This window comes from Streptomyces sp. BL1 (assembly GCF_057628045.1).
Genome location: NZ_JBXYWZ010000002.1, coordinates 4,822,891 through 4,839,512, shown reverse-complemented (window position 1 = coordinate 4,839,512; position 16,622 = coordinate 4,822,891). Strand labels below are relative to the sequence as shown.

The 16,622-nt window shown below is 70.4% G+C and carries 9 protein-coding genes; 3 read left to right on the top strand and 6 right to left on the bottom strand.

Features of this window, described 5'->3' with window-relative positions:
* Window positions 1-30: 30 nt before the first annotated feature.
* A complete protein-coding gene (locus tag AC3AGO_RS21260; RefSeq protein WP_487824743.1) occupies window positions 31-2,346 on the top strand; it encodes a bifunctional glycosyltransferase/CDP-glycerol:glycerophosphate glycerophosphotransferase in 2,316 nt (771 codons plus the stop codon).
* A gap of 85 nt (window positions 2,347-2,431) precedes the next feature.
* Window positions 2,432-3,223 (top strand): methyltransferase domain-containing protein, encoded by a 792-nt coding sequence (locus AC3AGO_RS21255; protein ID WP_487821812.1) that lies wholly within the window; start codon window positions 2,432-2,434, stop codon window positions 3,221-3,223.
* A 75-nt stretch (window positions 3,224-3,298) separates the two neighbouring features.
* Here AC3AGO_RS21255 and AC3AGO_RS21250 read toward each other — a convergent pair whose 3' ends face one another.
* The 3 genes from AC3AGO_RS21250 to AC3AGO_RS21240 all read right to left on the bottom strand — a co-directional run bounded on the left by AC3AGO_RS21250 (window position 3,299) and on the right by AC3AGO_RS21240 (window position 7,639).
* The gene (locus tag AC3AGO_RS21250; RefSeq protein WP_487821811.1) at window positions 3,299-4,450 is read right to left on the bottom strand and encodes a glycosyltransferase; all 1,152 of its coding nucleotides are present in this window, start codon (window positions 4,448-4,450) and stop codon (window positions 3,299-3,301) included.
* Window positions 4,447-6,663, bottom strand: coding sequence for a CDP-glycerol glycerophosphotransferase family protein (locus tag AC3AGO_RS21245; RefSeq protein WP_487821810.1), 2,217 nt, complete (start codon window positions 6,661-6,663; stop codon window positions 4,447-4,449). Before AC3AGO_RS21245 ends, AC3AGO_RS21250 begins: the two co-directional genes overlap by 4 nt.
* A gap of 157 nt (window positions 6,664-6,820) precedes the next feature.
* The gene (locus AC3AGO_RS21240; protein ID WP_487821809.1) at window positions 6,821-7,639 is read right to left on the bottom strand and encodes a TylF/MycF/NovP-related O-methyltransferase; all 819 of its coding nucleotides are present in this window, start codon (window positions 7,637-7,639) and stop codon (window positions 6,821-6,823) included.
* Between the two features lie 349 nt (window positions 7,640-7,988).
* Here AC3AGO_RS21240 and AC3AGO_RS21235 point away from each other — a divergent pair, with 349 nt between their 5' ends.
* Window positions 7,989-10,262: a bifunctional glycosyltransferase/CDP-glycerol:glycerophosphate glycerophosphotransferase gene (locus AC3AGO_RS21235; protein ID WP_487821808.1), complete on the top strand. Its 2,274-nt coding sequence runs from the start codon at window positions 7,989-7,991 to the stop codon at window positions 10,260-10,262.
* 6 nt (window positions 10,263-10,268) lie between these two features.
* On the opposite strand, the gene AC3AGO_RS21230 is transcribed toward AC3AGO_RS21235, so the two are convergent.
* The 3 genes from AC3AGO_RS21230 to AC3AGO_RS21220 form a co-directional block, all read right to left on the bottom strand.
* Complete coding sequence (locus tag AC3AGO_RS21230; RefSeq protein ID WP_487821807.1) at window positions 10,269-14,009, bottom strand: bifunctional glycosyltransferase/CDP-glycerol:glycerophosphate glycerophosphotransferase; 3,741 nt, start codon at window positions 14,007-14,009, stop codon at window positions 10,269-10,271.
* A gap of 253 nt (window positions 14,010-14,262) precedes the next feature.
* Entirely contained in the window at window positions 14,263-15,222 is a 960-nt protein-coding gene (locus AC3AGO_RS21225; RefSeq protein WP_487821806.1) for a class I SAM-dependent methyltransferase, read from the bottom strand.
* 148 nt (window positions 15,223-15,370) lie between these two features.
* Window positions 15,371-16,540: an acyltransferase family protein gene (locus AC3AGO_RS21220; RefSeq protein ID WP_487821805.1), complete on the bottom strand. Its 1,170-nt coding sequence runs from the start codon at window positions 16,538-16,540 to the stop codon at window positions 15,371-15,373.
* Window positions 16,541-16,622: the final 82 nt, after the last annotated feature.

The following is a 16,622-nucleotide window of genomic DNA, read 5'->3' as shown; positions in this document are numbered from 1 at the left end:
CTCTCTCAGCGTCGACCAGTGGATGTCCCGTTGCCCCGCTTCAGCGTCATCGTCCCCGCGTACAACGTGCGGGCGTATCTGCCCGAGTGCCTCGACTCCGTACGCACCCAGTCCTTCCGGGACTTCGAGCTGATCGTCGTCGACGACTGCTCGCCGGACGACTGCGGCGACCTCATCGACGAGGCCGCCGGGGAGGACTCCCGCATCACCGCGGTGCACCTCGAGGAGAACGTCGGCCTCGGCCGCGCCCGCAACGCCGGCATGCACTACGCGACCGGCGACTATCTGCTCTTCCTCGACAGCGACGACACGCTGACTCCCGGCGCCCTCCGGGCAGTTGCCGACAGGCTGGACGCCACCGGCGACCCGGACCTGCTGCTGTTCGACTACGCGCGCACGTACTGGTACGGCCGTACGGAGCGCAACGTCCGGGCCGGGCTGCTGTCCCAGCAGGGCCCGGACGTGTTCACCCTGGCCGACCGGCCGCAGCTGCTCACACTGCTGAGCGTCGTGTGGAACAAGGCGTACAAGCGGGAGTTCGTCGAGAAGCACGGCTTCGCCTTCCCGCCCGGCTTCTACGAGGACGCGCCCTGGAGCTATCCGGCGCTCATGGCCGCCCGTTCGCTCGCCGTCCTCGACCGGGTGTGCGTGCACTACCGGCAGCGGCGCGAGGGCAGCATCCTCGGCACCACGAGCCGCCGGCACTTCGACATCTTCGAGCAGTACGAGCGGGTCTTCACCTTCGTCGACGACCATCCGGAGACGGCCCGCTGGAAGCCGTTCCTGTACCGGCGGATGGTCGACCACCTGACCACCGTCCACAACACTCCGGGACGGCTGCCGCGGGGCACACACGCCGAGTTCTTCCGCCGCAGCCGCGACCACGCCCGCCGTTTCGAGCCCGAGGACCCGCTCGCGGCCCAGGGCGCCTCGCAGTCCGCGGCCCAGGATCCGTCGGAACCCGCTCCCGAGGGTGCCCCCGTGCCGCGCCGCCGCACGAGGCTGCGTCTCCGGCTCGTACGGCTCGGGGCGCGGCGGACCTTCCGGCTCCTGTGGGCGACCGACCAGTTCCGCAAGAGGCTCCGCAAGCGGACGGCCGAGCGGTACGGAAAGGCGCGCAAGGCGGCCCTGCGCCTGCACTACGCCGTGCAGCGCCTCCGCCCCGTCGACAAGAACCTGGCCGTCTTCGCCGCGTACTGGAACAAGGGCTACTCCTGCAATCCGGCCGCCATCGAGGCGAAAGTCCGCGAACTCGCCCCGCACATCCGCACCGCCTGGATCACCACCCCCGAGTACGCGCACACCCTCCCCGCCGGAGTGCAGCGCCTGCACCCGGGGTCGAAGGAGTTCTGGACGGCCCTCGCCCGCGGCAAGTTCTTCGTCAACAACGTCAACTTCCCCGGCACGTACGTGAAGCGGCGCGGCCAGATCCATCTGCAGACCCACCACGGCACCCCGCTCAAGCACATGGGCCTGGACCTGCGGGACTACCCGGCCGGCGCGGACGGCATGGACTTCGGCAAGCTGCTGCGGCGCGTCGACCGCTGGGACTACAGCCTCTCCTCCAACCGGCACTCCACGCTGGCCTGGCAGCACGCGTACCCGGCGGACTACGAGACGCTGGAGTACGGCTACCCCCGCAACGACGTGCTGCACACGGCCACTTCGGAGGACATCGCCCGGATCCGCGGCGAACTGGGCGTCCCCGAGGGCGCCACAGCCGTGCTGTACGCCCCCACCCACCGCGACTACCGGCGCGGCTACGTCCCCCGCCTGGAGCCGGGGCGCGTGGCCGCGGAGCTCGGCCCCGGCTTCGTCCTCCTCGTCCGCCCGCACTACTTCCACGGCCGGGACGAGACGGGCGCCCTCCCGGACAGCGTCATCGACGTCTCGCGGCACCCGTCGGTCGAGGAACTCTGCCTCGCCGCCGACGTGTTGGTCACGGACTACTCGTCCATCATGTTCGACTACGCCGAGCTCGACAGGCCGATCGTCGTGCACGCCGACGACTGGGAGACCTACCGCGCCGCGCGCGGCACCTACTTCGACCTGATGGAGACCCCGCCCGGGCTGGTCGCCCGCAGCGAGGACGAACTGATCGACATCTTCTCCACCGGCGCCTGGCAGGGCCCGCATACCGACCGGCTGCGCACGGAGTTCCGCGAGCGCTTCCCCTCGTACGACGACGGGCACGCCGCCGAGCGCGTGGTCCGCCGCGTGTTCCTCGCGGAGGAGGCCCACGGGCCGGAACACGAGGACGAGGACCCCGGCGCCGGGACGGACGGACAGGCGCTGCCCGGTGACGCGCTGCCGCCCGAGGAGGAGGCGCCGGTCGCGCCCCGCTAGCGCACGGCACCCCGCACCACAGCCGGCGCCGACCACGGGCCGGCAGCGACCGTCACCGGCAGCGAAAGGACCCCGAGGACACGCCATGCACCCTTCCGCCTTCGAACAGATGGAGCTGTGCGTCCAGCACTACCTCCCCAAGGACCAGCCGCTCCGGGTCGTCGACCTCGGTGCCCGCTGCTCGCCCAAGCAGCGCGTCACCCACCGCGATCTGCTCGCCGAGCACCGTGCCGAGTACATCGGCGTGGACATCATGGACGGCAGGAACGTCGACCGCGTGATGCCCAAGCCGTACCGCATCCCCGTGCGTTCCCACAGCGTCGACGCCCTCATCTCCGGGCAGGCCTTCGAGCACATCCCGTTCTTCTGGGCGACGATGCTGGAGATCGCGCGCGTCCTCAAGCCGCACGGCCACGCCTTCGTCTCGGCCCCGTCCCGCGGCCACGTACACGACGCGCAGGACTGCTGGCGGTACTACCCGGACGCCTTCCGCGCCCTGGCCGCCCACACCGGGCTCGAACTCCGGGAGGCGTTCACCGACTTCCCGCCCCGCAAGACGCCCGGCAGGCGCCCCCTGGACTACGGGGCCATCGACGTCGAGCACGCCTACTGGGGCGACTCCGTCGGCGTGTTCCGCAAGCCCCGCAAGTACCGGCGCGCCCGGATGTTCCTCGTACGGACGCCGATCGTCTGGTGGGCCAACCGGCTCGGCGGCCTGGACCACATCCCCAAGACGAAGCCGCTGCCCGCGCGCACCCAGTGCGGGCGCCCCAAGTCGGTGCCGCACGCCACCGCGGAGCCCTCGCCCGCGGAGCCGACGGCAGCGGAGACCACGCCCGCGGAGAAGGCGGCCTCACCGGAGCCCAGCGCGGGCTGACCCCCGCACACAGCAAAATGAGCCGGGCCCCGGGCGATGCGCCCGGGGCCCGACTGCCGTGTACGGAGCGGAGGTTCAGGCCTCCAGCAGCGCGAAGAGCCGCTCCCACTCCTCGGCGATCTCCCGCTCCGAGAAGCGCTGCACGTTCACCCGGGCCCGCTCCCCCATCGTGTCCCGCAGCTCCTGGTCGCCGGTCAGCGCCAGCAGCCGGTCGGCCAGCGTCTCGATCTCGCCGGGCGGGGCCAGCAGTCCGTCCTCGCCGTCCCGCACGATCTCCCGTACGCCCGGGGCGCAGTCGAACGCCGCGCAGGGCAGCCCGGTCGCCATCGCCTCCATCAGCGTCAGCGGGAAGCCCTCACCGCGCGACGACTGCACGAACACCGAGCCCTTGCGCAGCGCCCCCGGCACGTCGTGGGTACGGCCCTTCCACTGGACCGAGTCGTCCAGCCCGAGCGCGGTGCACTGCCGCTTCAGCTGCTTGCTGTCCGGGCCGCTGCCGTAAATCCGCAGCTTCCAGCCGGGCCGGTGCGGCGCCACCCGAGCCCAGGTCTCCAGCAGCAGATCGAGACCCTTCTGCTCGTTCAGCCTGCCGACGCTGATGACGGCCTTCTCCTTGCGCGGCGAGGACTCCTCCGGCAGGAAGGGAAGGGCGTTCGGCATGGCGCCGGCGTTGTCCATGCCCTCCCCGATCCACCGGTCCGCGTCCTCCCGGGTGAGCGAGAGGAAGCGCTCGACGTCCCGGAAGTAGTGCTGGATGCGCCGGAACCGGCCGCCGAACTGCCGGGTGTAGTCGAAGGAGTTGTGGTTCATGCCGATCACCGGCAGGCCCGCGGTGTCCGCCTCGGCCACCAGGTGCATGGCCCACACCTGGGCGACGATCACCATTCCGCCCGGCTGCGCCTCATTGAAGAGCCGGGACAGCGTGTCGCAGTGCCGTTGCCGCTCCGCGACCCGCTCGGCCTCCCGGCGCTGCGCCGCACGGTCGAAGCGGTCGCGGAACGTGCTCGGCGTCCAGGGAAGGGGCGGGTCCCCGTCGTACAGGAAAGTCACCGGATAGTCGGCGGACTCCACCGCGGGGTGCTTGCGGTTCACCTTCCTTATCCCGATGGTGTGCACCCGGTGCCCGCGCGACTGGAAGAGCCGGGCCATCTGGTGCATCCACGTGGTCACACCGCTCAGCGAGTTGCCGTTGTTGGAGATCAGGAACAGGTCACGCCCCGTGCTCACTTGCCACTCCTCCCGTGCCCGTCCGTGAGAAAGAACCGCTCCACCACGGCCGCCGCGGCACCGCCGGTGTCGTACTCGCCGTACTCCTCGGCGAACTTCCGCCGGGCCGCCGCGTAGTCGCTGTCGACGGCCTTCAGGCCGGCCAGCGCGGCGAACAGCTCGTCCTCGGTCGCCGCCACCGGTCCCGGCGCGCACGCGCGCAGGTCGAAGTAGCCGCCCTGGTCCGTGCGGTCGTCCGCGCCCGGGATGAAGAAGACCATCGGCCGGTGCAGCAGCGCGTAGTCGAACATCAGCGAGGAGCCGTCCGTGACCAGCGCGTCGGCGAGCACCAGGAGGTCCGTCGCGTCGGGGTGGTCCGACACGTCGACGACCGCGCCGCGCGCCGCCTCGGGGACGACGACGGGCCGGCCGGCGTCGGGGTGGGCGCGGAACAGCAGGACGCATGTGTCCCCGAACTTCCGGGCGAAGCGCTCCGCGTCGAACGGCAGCCGGGTCCGTCCCCGTGCGCCGCCGCACCCGCGCAGGGTCGGGGCGTACAGCAGCACCGTCTTGTCGTCCGGCAGCCCGAGGGCCTCCGCCAGCGGCCCGCGGGGCAACCGCCCCGGGTCCCACTCCCGTTGCCGCTCGGCGACCAGCCGGTCGTTGCGCGGATAGCCGGTGCGCAGCAGCTTCTTCTCGGGGATACGGAGGGCCGGGGCCAGCGTCCGCACGTCGTACTCGGAGCGCACCAGGAAGTGGTCGAACCGCTTCAGCGTCCGCTCCAGCTCCTCGCGCGCCGCGGCCGTGCGCACCCGTACGCCCGGCTGGTCGAAGCCCCTGCGCCGGTACGCGGAGCCGTGCCACGTCTGGAGATAAGTGGTCTCCTTGCGCTTGCGCAGGTGGTGCGGGAACCCGTGGTCGTCGACCCAGAACTCGGCGCGGGCCAGGGCCAGCAGATAGCGGTACGACCAGCGGGGCACCAGCCGCGCGTCCCGGGGGAAGCCGTCCGGCGACTCGGCGTACGACCAGGAGCAGTGGGCCCGCGGCCGGCGGCGGCGCAGCTCCTCGTAGAGCGCGCGGGGGTTGCCGCCGTACTCCTCGCCCTGCCGGCTCTCGAAGACGACGCTCCCCTTGCGGACCGGGAGCCTGCACAACCACCGGTCGTAGACCCGCAGTTTGACCTGCGTGGTCAGCATCCGGTCGCGCCGGCCGCGCAGCTTCCGGTTTCCGGCGCGCAGCACGCGCAGCGGGCTCAGCGCGACCGCGCGGCGGAGCAGCGCCCCGCCGTACCGCGCCTGCGGAGCGCGCCGCACCAGGCTCAGCGCGAGCCGCCCGTGCTCGGTGACGTACGCCCGCCAGGCGTCGCCCAGCAGCCGGGTGGGCCGGGCCCTGGCGGGCACGGTCACGTCGGTGTCCTCGGTGAGGGCGGCCGCGTCGCCCTGCGCCGCCGGATAGCTGACGGCACGCGTCCTGTTCCCGTCGCCGCTCTCGGTGACCAGGCACAGGTCCCACGAGGTCTCGCGCACACCGTGCGGGCGCAGTGCGGTACACAGCGGGAGCGAGGCCCGCCAGTACAGGGTGCCGCCCTCCTGCCGTACGTCGTCGGCGGGCAGGTCCACGAGCCGTCCGGAGCGCCGGGCCCGGAACTCCACGGTGCAGTGCGGCGGTTCGTCCCCGCTCTCCGCCGCGGGCGCTGCCAGGTGCCCCGCGAGGGCGAGCCTTCCGGGGCGTTCCGGGTCGGGTTCGCAGCGGGTGACGAAGCTGTCCGGAAGGCGGCGTACGACGAGGTTGGGCACCAGCGCGACACGGTCCGCGCCGGCCACGGCGGCGGCCGGGTCGGCGCCGTGCCGCTCCAGCAGCTCCCTGCGGAGCAGGGCGCCGCCGGTCAGCTCGCCGGCCAGCGTCCCGTCCTGCGCGGTCAGTTCGGGCACCTCGCCGAGGGAGCCGACGACCCTGCTGCGCGCGAAGATCTCACGCGGCGCCAGCGTGTCCTCGGGCTTGCCGCCCACGGGCTGCAGTACGGTACGGCCCAGCACGCAGTCGGCGCCGGTACGCAGGGCCGCCTCCCACAGGTTGCGGCAGGCGTTCCGCTCCAGGGTGTCCCCGGCGGTCAGCACCAGGACCCATTCGCCGCGGGCCCCGGCCAGCCCCTCGCGCAGCCCGGAGGAGTCCGGCAGTTCGACGGAGCGCAGGGTCTGCTGTTGTACGGATTCGGCAGAGGCTCGTGCCGCCACGCTGTCCCGGTCCCCCGGAACCAGGACGCTGACTGCCGGCCCGGCCCCCTCTCCCCGGGCGGAGGGAGCAACGACGCTGTTTCCGGGCGCCATTGGACGTACTCAGCCTTCCTCTAGAGTCCGCGGCGGCCGGGCCCGGCCGCCGTCCGGAACCGCTTCACTGCTTGACCGCGATACGGCCCGAGGCCATCCGGAGCAGCAGCAGCTGTTCGCCGGTCTCCTCCAGAAACTCGTCGACGGCCTGCTTGGCGCCTTCCCAGTACCCGTAGTCGTCGAGGAGCAGCACGCCGCCGCTGACGAGCCGCGAGTAGAGGTGCTCCAGCTCGTGCTTGGTGGAGGTGTACCAGTCGGTGTCCAGCCGGAGGATGGAGATCTGCTCCGGCGCGTTCCCGGGGACGGTGTCCTCGACCTTGCCCCGCACGAAGTGCAGCCGGTCGGAGGGATAGGGGATGGCGCGCAGCCCTTCCTGGACGTCCTCCAGGCCGGCCATCGCCCAGACCGCGCGGTCCTTGCCGTGCGTGGCGAGGAGTTCGGCGGCGGACTTGCCGTCGCGGCCGCGGACGTCCTCGGCCGTGGGCTCGGACATGCCTTCGAACGTGTCGAACAGGTGCAGGTCGCGGTCCTTCACACCGCTGCTGAGCAGGGTCTTGGCAACGGCCTGCATGCTGCCGCCGCGCCACACGCCGCACTCGACGATGTCGCCCGGGATGTTGTGCCGCACCACGTAACGCACGGCGTAGATCAGGGCGTTGAGCTTTTCGTGGGAGGTCATCGTGTAGGGCTTGACGGCCCTGATGATCTCCTTCGCCTCCTCGTCGTAATCGTCCGGGAAGCTGAGCGGCTTGGGCCGGGGACGGCTGGGCTGCGGCTTTGCGGGAGGCGGCGGAGCGACCCCCTTGGTGCGCGGCTGCGCGCGGCGAAGCTCATAGCCAGTGGCTGATCGAAGTGCACCATTAATGGCGTTACGCAACTCCATGTCCGGGAATATACGCACCCGCTGCCGGGTTGTCACATAGAGTCCATCATCACTCACCCTGTGCTTTCCCCCGTGCCGGACCGTCCCTCGCGCGCGGCATCGACAGTGCCGTCCACACGGCCAGTCAGTTAACGCTGGATAAAGGCGAGTTGACCGCGAGTCGGCGGGTTCAACCCCGCTGATTGAACTTGGTTACGGCTCGTGGTCCATCAGGACCAATTCTTGGCAACACTCCCGTAGAGACCCACCTCTTTTGACCACAAAATGGACAGCTCTGGGTCGACACTCCGGACAGCCGTTCCCTACGGTGACTACCGATCCCGCAATATGTCGACGAGTGGATGTCCCGTTGCCCCGCTTCAGCGTCATCGTCCCCGCCCACAATGTGCAGGCTTACCTCCGCGAGTGCCTCGACTCCGTACGCACCCAGTCCTTCCGGGACTTCGAGCTGATCGCCGTCAACGACTGCTCCCCGGACAGCTGCGGCGAGATCATCGACAGAGCGGCCGGGGAGGATCCCCGTATCACCGCCGTTCATCTCGAGGAGAACGTCGGGCTCGGCCGCGCGCGCAACGCCGGAATGCGGCACGCGACAGGTGACTATCTGCTCTTCCTCGACAGCGACGACACGCTGACACCCGGCTCCCTCCAGGCGGTCGCCGACAGGCTGGACGCCACCGGCGGCCCCGACGTACTGCTGTACGACTACGCGCGTACGTTCTGGGACGGCCACATCGAGCGGAACCCCCGCTCCGAACTGCTCTCCCAGCAGGGCCCGGCGGTGTTCACGCTGACCGACCGGCCGCGCCTGATGATGCTGCTGGGCGTCGTGTGGAACAAGGCCTACAAGCGGGAGTACGTCGAGAAACAGGGCCTCACCTTCCCCGCCGGCTTCTACGAGGACGCGCCCTGGAGCTACCCGGCACTCATGGCCGCCGACTCGCTCGCCGTCCTCGACCGGGTCTGCGTGCACTACCGCCAGCGGCGGCAGGGCAACATCCTCGGCACCACGAGCCGCAAGCACTTCGACATCTTCGAACAGTACGAGCGGGTCTTCGCCTTCCTCGACGAGCACCCCGAACTCGCCCCGTGGCGGCACATGGTCTACCGCCGGATGGTCGACCATCTGACCACCGTCTACAACACGCCCGGCCGGCTCCCCGGGTCCGCGCGCGCCGAGTTCTTCCGGCGCAGCCGCGACCAGGCGCGCCGCTTCCTGCCCGGCGACGACGTACCGGCTCCGGCAGCGCCCGTTCCGTACGGTCGCCGTACCAAGCTGCGGCACCAGCTCGTGCGGCGCGGCGCCCGGCGCGCCTTCGACGGCCTGTGGACCGCCGAACAGCTGCGCGGAAAGCTGCGCGGCAGGGCCCGCACCCTGTACGGGAACGCCCGCAAGGCCGGACTGCGCGCGCACTACAAGCTCCAGCAGCGGCTGCCCGTCGACGAGAACCTCGCCGTCTTCGCCGCGTACTGGAACAAGGGCTACGCGTGTAACCCGGCCGCCATCGAGGCCAAGGTCCGCGAGCTCGCGCCGCACGTCCGCACCGCGTGGATCACCACCCCCGAGTACGCCGACACCCTGCCGGCCGGGGTGCAGCGCCTGCACCCGGGTTCCAAGGAGTTCTGGACGGCCCTCGCCCGCGGCAAGTTCTTCGTCAACAACGTCAACTTCGCCGCCCAGTGGGCGAAGCGGCCCGGCCAGGTCCATCTGCAGACCCACCACGGCACCCCGCTCAAGCACATGGGCCTCGACCAGCAGGACTACCCCGCGAGCGGCGCCGGCATGAACTTCGGCAGGCTGCTCAGGAGCGTCGACCGCTGGGACTACAGCCTCTCCTCCAACCGGCACTCCACGCTCATGTGGGAGCGCGCGTACCCCTCGGACTTCGAGTCGCTCGACTACGGCTATCCGCGCAACGACGTGCTGTACAACGCCACCGCGGGCGACGTCGCCCGCATCCGTGCGGAGCTGGGCATCCCCGACGGCGCCACGGCGGTGCTCTACACCCCCACCCACCGCGACTACCAGCGCGGCTACGTACCCCGCCTCGACCTGGAGCGGATCACCCGCACGCTGGGGCCCGGCTACGTGATCCTCGCGAGGCCGCACTACTTCTACGAACAGACCGGCTCCGGCGGGGCCTCGGACGCCGTCATCGACGTCTCACGGCACCCGTCGGTCGAGGAACTCTGCCTCGCCGCCGACGCGTTGATCACGGACTACTCGTCCATCATGTTCGACTACGCCCACCTCGACAGGCCGGTCGTCGTGCACGCCGACGACTGGGAGACGTACCGGGCGACACGCGGCACCTACTTCGACCTCATGGAGACCCCGCCCGGTCCGGTCGCGCGCACCGAGGACGAACTGATCGACATCTTCTCCACCGGCGCCTGGCACGGCGAGCGGTCGCAGCGGCTGCGCGCCGGATTCCGGGAGCGCTTCTGCGACTTCGACGACGGACACGCCGCGGAGCGCGTGGTGCGCAGGGTGATCCTCGGCGAGGAGCCCGGGCCGCCGCTCCCCCTGGAGGCCCGTACGCCCGCGCCCGCCGCCGTCCCGGCCGGCACCCCGCCGGCCCCGGAGACCGAGACGGCGGAGGGCGCCGGGGTCACGGGCTGACCGGACTCACGGGCTCAGCGGCCTGCGGGACTCCAGCATGCGACCGGCGACGGCAGCGGCGGCGCTGCCGTCGTCGAGATCGCAGAAGGTGCGGCAGAACTCCTCGTACGCGTCCTGGTGGTGCGCTGTCGCCCGCTCGGGGTTGCGCAGCGCCTCGATCAGTTCCTCACCGGACTCGATGAGCGGTCCGGGCGCCTGCTGCTCGAAGTCGAAGTAGAAGCCGCGCAGCGTGTCCCGGTACCGCTCCAGGTCGTACGTGTAGAACAGCATCGGCCTGCCGGTCTGCGCGAAGTCGAACATCAGCGACGAGTAGTCGGTCACCAGCACGTCGGAGATGAGCAACAGGGCGTTGACATCTGGGTAGTTGGTGACGTCCCGGACGAAGCCGCCGCTCGTCGCGCCGGGCACCGGGCCGCACACCATGTAGTGCTTGCGCACCAGCAGCACGGTGTCGTCGCCCAGCGCCTTCTCGGCCGCCTCCAGGTCGAGCCGGAAGTCCATCTCGTACTTCTGGAAGCCGAGCGGACGGTCCTCCCGCCACGTCGGCGCGTACAGCACGATCTTCTTGTCCTGCGGCAGCCCCAGCTCCTCGCGCACCTCGGCGGCCCGCTTCTCCCGCTGTGCGGAGAAGAGCAGGTCGTTGCGCGGGTAGCCGGACTCCAGGATCTCGCCCTCGTACATGAAGGCCCGGCGCAGGATGGGCGTGCTGAAGCTGTTCGGGGAGACCAGCAGGCTCCACTGCCGCGAGCGTTCGGCCAGCGACGCGATGTAGACCGGGTTGGAGAACTCGCCGCCCTCCAGGTCCTTGCCGATCCGTTTCAGCGGGGTGCCGTGCCAGGTCTGTACGACGTACTGGCCCTCCCGCTTGCGGAACCAGTCGGGCAGCTGCCCGTTGGTGACGATGTAGCGCGATCTGGCCAGCGCCTCGTACCACTCGGCGCTGTTCCGCGTCACCGCCCGCGCGCCTGCCGGTACTTCGGCCTGCTGGTCGGCGACGACCCACAGGTGCTCCAGACCGGTGTCCCGGGAGACCAGCTCCTCGTACACCGCGCGCGGGGAGTCGGAGAACTGCCGGCCGTCGAAGCTGCTGTAGAGCACGGTGGGCCACAGCGGCTTCTCGGCGTACTTCCGGGTGTACTCGCCGCGCAGCTTGCGCTGCCGGTAGCCGCCGCGGTCCTCGGGCTCCAGCACGGACCCGGACACCAGCAGCAGCCGGTCGTGGAACCTGCGCTCCAGCGTGAACTCCCGGCCGCCCAGGGTGCGTTGCAGTGGCAGGGTGTTGTGCTCGGCGGGCAGCAGCCGTACCGGCGCGTCCCGGTGGATGTCGGTGGCGCCCCTGTCGCGGAAGAAGAGGTACCAGTGCCCTTCGCCCAGCGGCAGCCTGCTGCCGGCTCCCGGCACGGCGGCGGGCGCCACTCTGGCGTGAAACCGGTCGTCCTTCAGGGTGACCGGCAGCACCGCCTCGGTGAGCGTCTTGCTGTGCCGCAGCACCAGCTGGACCGACTCGGTGTCCTCCGTGCCGGCGCCCTCCTGGCGCGGGTAACTGCCCTCCACGACGAGCTCGTCGGCGCTGCGCCAGAACGCCGTGTCGGCGACCGGCTGCAGCGTCTGGTCGCACAGCTGCAGATTGCCGTACGTGCTGACGGTGACGCACAGTTCGCGCGTCAGACCGCCCAGCCGCAGATCGGTGCCCAGCGGGTAGCGGCCCAGCTCGGTGCGGCCCCGCACCGCCAGCGAGTAGCGGCGCTCGTTGGCGCCCTCGCTCTCGTCGGGGCTCTCGTCCGCGGCCTCCGCGCCGGTCACGGCGCCGTTCGCGAGCTCAGCGCCGTCGGCGCCGTCCGTGTCCGCCACGGCCGGCCTGCCGGTTCCCTGCTCGCCCGGCTCGCCGCCGAACACCAGCCGTACGGCCCACGGTTCGGTGCGCCGCGGCGCCCTGCCGCCCTCCTCGACGGACGGCTGCCGCAGCCGCGCGTCCTCGATCTCCGCGAGCGGCACGAGGGCGCTGAACCGCTGCCACTCGCCGCCCTGACCGGTGTGCTCGCCCCAGACGACGGGGCAGCTCACCTCGGCGTCGGAGTGCCAGTGGCTGATCTGCAGCCGGGCCTCCTCGCCCGCGGCCTCGTCGTTCCGTACGGCACCGTCCAGCCGGACCGCGTCGCCCTCCCGGCTGTGCCCGTCCAGCCGCGCCGGCACATGCTCGACCTGCAGCTGGAGACGCTTCTTGCGGAACGAGGGGACGACACGCGTGTGGTCGTCCAGATAGTGCACCGCGGGCGCGGTCACACCGCTGTCGGTGCCGAGCCCGCCGCGCCGCACCAGACTGCCGTGCAGCAGTGCGATGTCCAACTGCCATGTGGCGCTGCGCCGTTTGGTGCGCAGCCTGCGCGGGTCGACGACGATCTCGAAGCCCGCCCTGTCGTACCGGTGCAGGTCCTGGCGCGACTGGTACGTGGCCTCCGGGGAGGGCACGGTGCGCACCCGCAGCGGCAGCACACGCCGTCTGCCGAGCCGCACGACGGCGGTCTTCAGGGATCTGCGCCGCACGTCGGCAGGGAGGTTCCGCACGTACGCATAGCCCTTGAGGTGCAGCTTGCCGTCGCGCCACACGGCTTCCTGGAGCTGGCTGACGAGCGGCAGGTCGCGCTTGTCGAGAGCGAGCATCTCGCGCGGGACGGCACCGTCCGGCACGGTCGGATAGTGCGCGAGTCTGCGCCGCAGACCGCGTACGGAGAACGCCCTGTGATTGTCCTGTTCGAATTCCAGGAGGTCCAGCAGGGCGGCGATCCTGCGCTCCCGGATCAACCGCCATTTGACCCGCAGATGCAGCGGCAGTCCGGCGAGTACGGAGGGGTCGACGGTGTCGGCGAAGTTGTTGGCCTGGCGCAGGAATTCCTGGTGGTAGTCCTGGTCGCCGGTCGACAGGGACTCCACGTAGGGCCACAGGTGGCTGGAGAGCGCCAGCCCGTCGAAGGCCCGCTTGTGCTCCGGTTCGGCGTCGCCGTAGTGCTCGGCGAGGAAGCTGCTCACCGCCTGGACGGCCGCCACCTGTTCGCGGATGCCGCCGGGTGAGGAGCGGCGCGCCGTGGTGGCCGCCTGGTGCACCCCGATGCGCTCCCGCCAGTGGTACACGGTGTCGTTCAACACATCGACGGAAGCGGCCAGATGGTGCGCCGGCTGCACGACGGCCAGCACCTCGTCCAGACCGCTCTCCGTGAAGGCGAACCCGTGGCTGTCCCAGAAGGACCGCCGGAAGACCTTGTTGCACACCGTACGGTCGTGCCGCAGGGCGTGGTCGTCCCTGATGTGCACCCCGAGACGGGGTCTGCGCGCCGGCCGGTACAGCCAGGAGGACTGCCGCAGCTCGCCGTTGGTGCGCAGCCGCATGACGTTGCCGGCCGCGAGGTCCGAGCCGGTCTCGTCGAGCGAGCCCAGCATCCGCTCGTACGCCTGCGGGGGCACGACGTCGTCGCCGTCGACGAAGGCCAGGAACTCGGTGCCGGCGCTGGCGGCGCGCACTCCCGCGTTACGGGCGGCGCCGGGTCCCGTACGCGGCTGCGTCAGTACCCGGAAGCGTGCGTCCGCGTCGGCGAACTGCCGGGCGAGGGCCGCGGAATCGTCGCGCGAACCGTCGTCGACCACGACGACCTCGAGGTCGGTCAGGGTCTGCCCTGCGAGGGAGTTCAGACAGGCGTCGAGGTACGGCTCGACATCGCGTACGGGAACGATGACCGTGAGGCGAGGCACCATGAGTGTGGGGACGACCTTTCTCGGCGGCACGGGAACGGCGCGGCACTGCGTCGGACAGCTACCCCTCCGGGATGGCCCGGCCCGTCCGCGCCGCTCCGCTCCGTGCGCTGCTGAATGAGGTATTCCGCCACATCATGCGCGGGACAGTACGCGCAGTCACGGACGTTGTCACATCCGCGAACACCCGCCTGTCGCACCTACGCCGAGGGGCCCGGGAGTGTGTCCCGGGCCCCGTCAAACGTGCCTGTGACCGTCAACCGCGCTTGCGATTGCGCACGATGGCGCGCGTCACGATCGGCGGCAGCAGGTCCTTCGCGAGCTTCTTGGCCCGCGAGGAGCCCGGTGCCGGAACCGCGGCACGCGGGGCCGCGCCCTTGGACTCGACCGGGGCCGTCTGCCGTGCGACCTTCGCGGCGCCGCTCTTCGCGTGCCGCGAGACCGGCAGCGCGGGGCGCTTCGCCTTCTTGCCGACGGCGAGCAGCAGCTTGTGCCCGGCGACCTCCTGCATCTGCAGCCAGCAGTCGCCGCGCTCCTTGAGCTGCTTGTACAGCTCGTCCTGCACGGGCTTCGGGTCGCCCCAAGTGCCGTAGAACTTCTGCCCGCTGACGCAGATCGGCTTGAGGTCACCCTCGGTGACGGCCTGCCAGGTCGCGCAGGAGACGCCGGGCGTGTGCTCGGACCGGTAGTCGTCCAGCACGACGATGCCGTCGTCCTTCAGCGCGTTGCGGGCGGCCGCGATGTCCGGCCACACGTGCTCGTACAGGTGCGAGGCGTCAATGTGGATGAAGCGGCAGCTGTCGTCCTCGACCTTGTCCGGAACGACCGAGGTGGGCGCCTGGATGATGCGCGGCAACTCATCGTGGAAGGAGAGGTAGTTGGCCTCGAAAGCACGGCGGGTGAGCGTGGAGTAAGAGCCGTGCATCTCGCTCTGGTTGTGCTCGTCGGGGGCCTCGGAATCAAAGAGGTCACAAACGGTGAACGTCTCTTCATCGCGCAGGTACGAGCGCATCATGATCGCGCTCTTCCCCATGTATGCGCCCATTTCGAGCAGGTCACCCTGCTGTTCCAGGCGCCGCTGGCGCTCGAGGAACCAGTCGAAAAGGACGACATCGCCGTTGAAGAACCAGCCCTTGACGTCGTAGAAACTCTGCGGCTTGGGCAGATTCTCCTCTGCGGCGGTGTTGCTGTCGGTAGGTGTTGCTGCGGTTGTCATGCGGAGCGCATCTCCTCAGACGACGGGAGCATCTCAGGGCAGCCTAAGCCCCTCGGCCATGTATAGCGGTCCACTGCCTGGATTCGCACATCGAACCGTGCCCGGCCGGAGAGGTTCCCGCAGGCGACCCGCGACGTCCACCGGTGGTTCAACTTCTGTTGGACGTCCGGGAAGCCGGGGCCGACGGATCGAAGGCGTCGAAGGCAGTACGCCGGTGCTGTCCCGGCGAGACGGGTTCCAGCCAGCGCGGGAACCGCGGTTCGACGAGTGGGCGGAGAGCGTAACGCACGGGGGCGGTGCTCAGCAGCAGTGCGAGCGCGACCGCCGCGCACACCAGCACGGCGGCACCGATCACCCCCGCGTTGTACACGTACTCGTAACCCCCCAGCCCCTCAAAGGTCTTCACGACCAGGCCGTGCAGCAGGTACGGGAACATGGTCACGGCGCCGAGGGCCGTGATGGGCAGTTCGCGCCGCGGCACCAGCGCGAGGAACGCGACGGTCAGCACACCGCTCAGGACGAACAGCAGGATCCGCATGCCGGCGTAGACGGGCGCGGACACCTTCAGATCGTCGTTGCCCATCTGCATGAGCAGCCAGTTGGACGTGACGTACGGCGAGACCACCCACGCGCCTCCGAGCGCGGCGGTCATCGCCACGAACGCCCAGCGCTTGGGGATCCGGGAGCGCAGCGCCCGGAAGTGCTCACGGCGCAGCTGCATCCCCAGCACGAACCACGGCAGGAACATCAGGACCCGCGAAAGACCCAGGTCATAACCGGTGTTGGTGAGTCCGGCGCCGATCGAGACCAGCACGGTGATCGCCACGGGCCAGCGCACGGCCCGCCACACCGGAGCGGTCAGCCGCCACAGCAGCAGCGCCATCATGAACCACAGCAGATACTCCGGCTCCGTGATGGAGATCTTGAACTCTCTGCCCCAGGCCAGCTTGTACATCAGCTGATAGATCACATAGAAGGCCAGATACGGCAGCAGTACGCCCGTGATCAGCTTCCGCACCTGGTCGGGCCGGCCCGTGAAGCTCCGGGAGAAATAGCCGCACATCATCACGAACGCCGGCATGTGGAACGCGTACACGACCATGTAGACGGCCGTCACCGCACGCATGTCACCGGCGATCGGCCCCAGGCTGTGCCCGATCACGACGAGCACCACCAACAGGTACTTGGCGTTGTCGAAGAACGGATCGCGGACGGCACCCTTGGCCGGCGGGGGGACGACAGCCGGCTTGCCCGTGGGGGACGACTCGTCCGCGTGAGCGGCGGAGAGGCGGGGGAGGTTGATGGTGTCGGAGGACATTGCCTCAGACGGTAGGCGTGCCGCGTGCCGTTTGGGACATGGGGCAGGCATTCGGCAGCCCGAAAGAGCGAAATCAGCCATC

Excerpts from the sequence above, each read along its gene's own strand:
- AC3AGO_RS21225 (WP_487821806.1), bottom strand. The coding sequence starts at position 15,222 with ATGACAACCGCAGCAACACCTACCGACAGCAACACCGCCGCAGAGGAG.
- AC3AGO_RS21230 (WP_487821807.1), bottom strand. The coding sequence starts at position 14,009 with ATGGTGCCTCGCCTCACGGTCATCGTTCCCGTACGCGATGTCGAGCCG.
- AC3AGO_RS21255 (WP_487821812.1), top strand. The coding sequence starts at position 2,432 with ATGCACCCTTCCGCCTTCGAACAGATGGAGCTGTGCGTCCAGCACTAC.
- AC3AGO_RS21240 (WP_487821809.1), bottom strand. The coding sequence starts at position 7,639 with ATGGAGTTGCGTAACGCCATTAATGGTGCACTTCGATCAGCCACTGGC.
- AC3AGO_RS21220 (WP_487821805.1), bottom strand. The coding sequence starts at position 16,540 with ATGTCCTCCGACACCATCAACCTCCCCCGCCTCTCCGCCGCTCACGCG.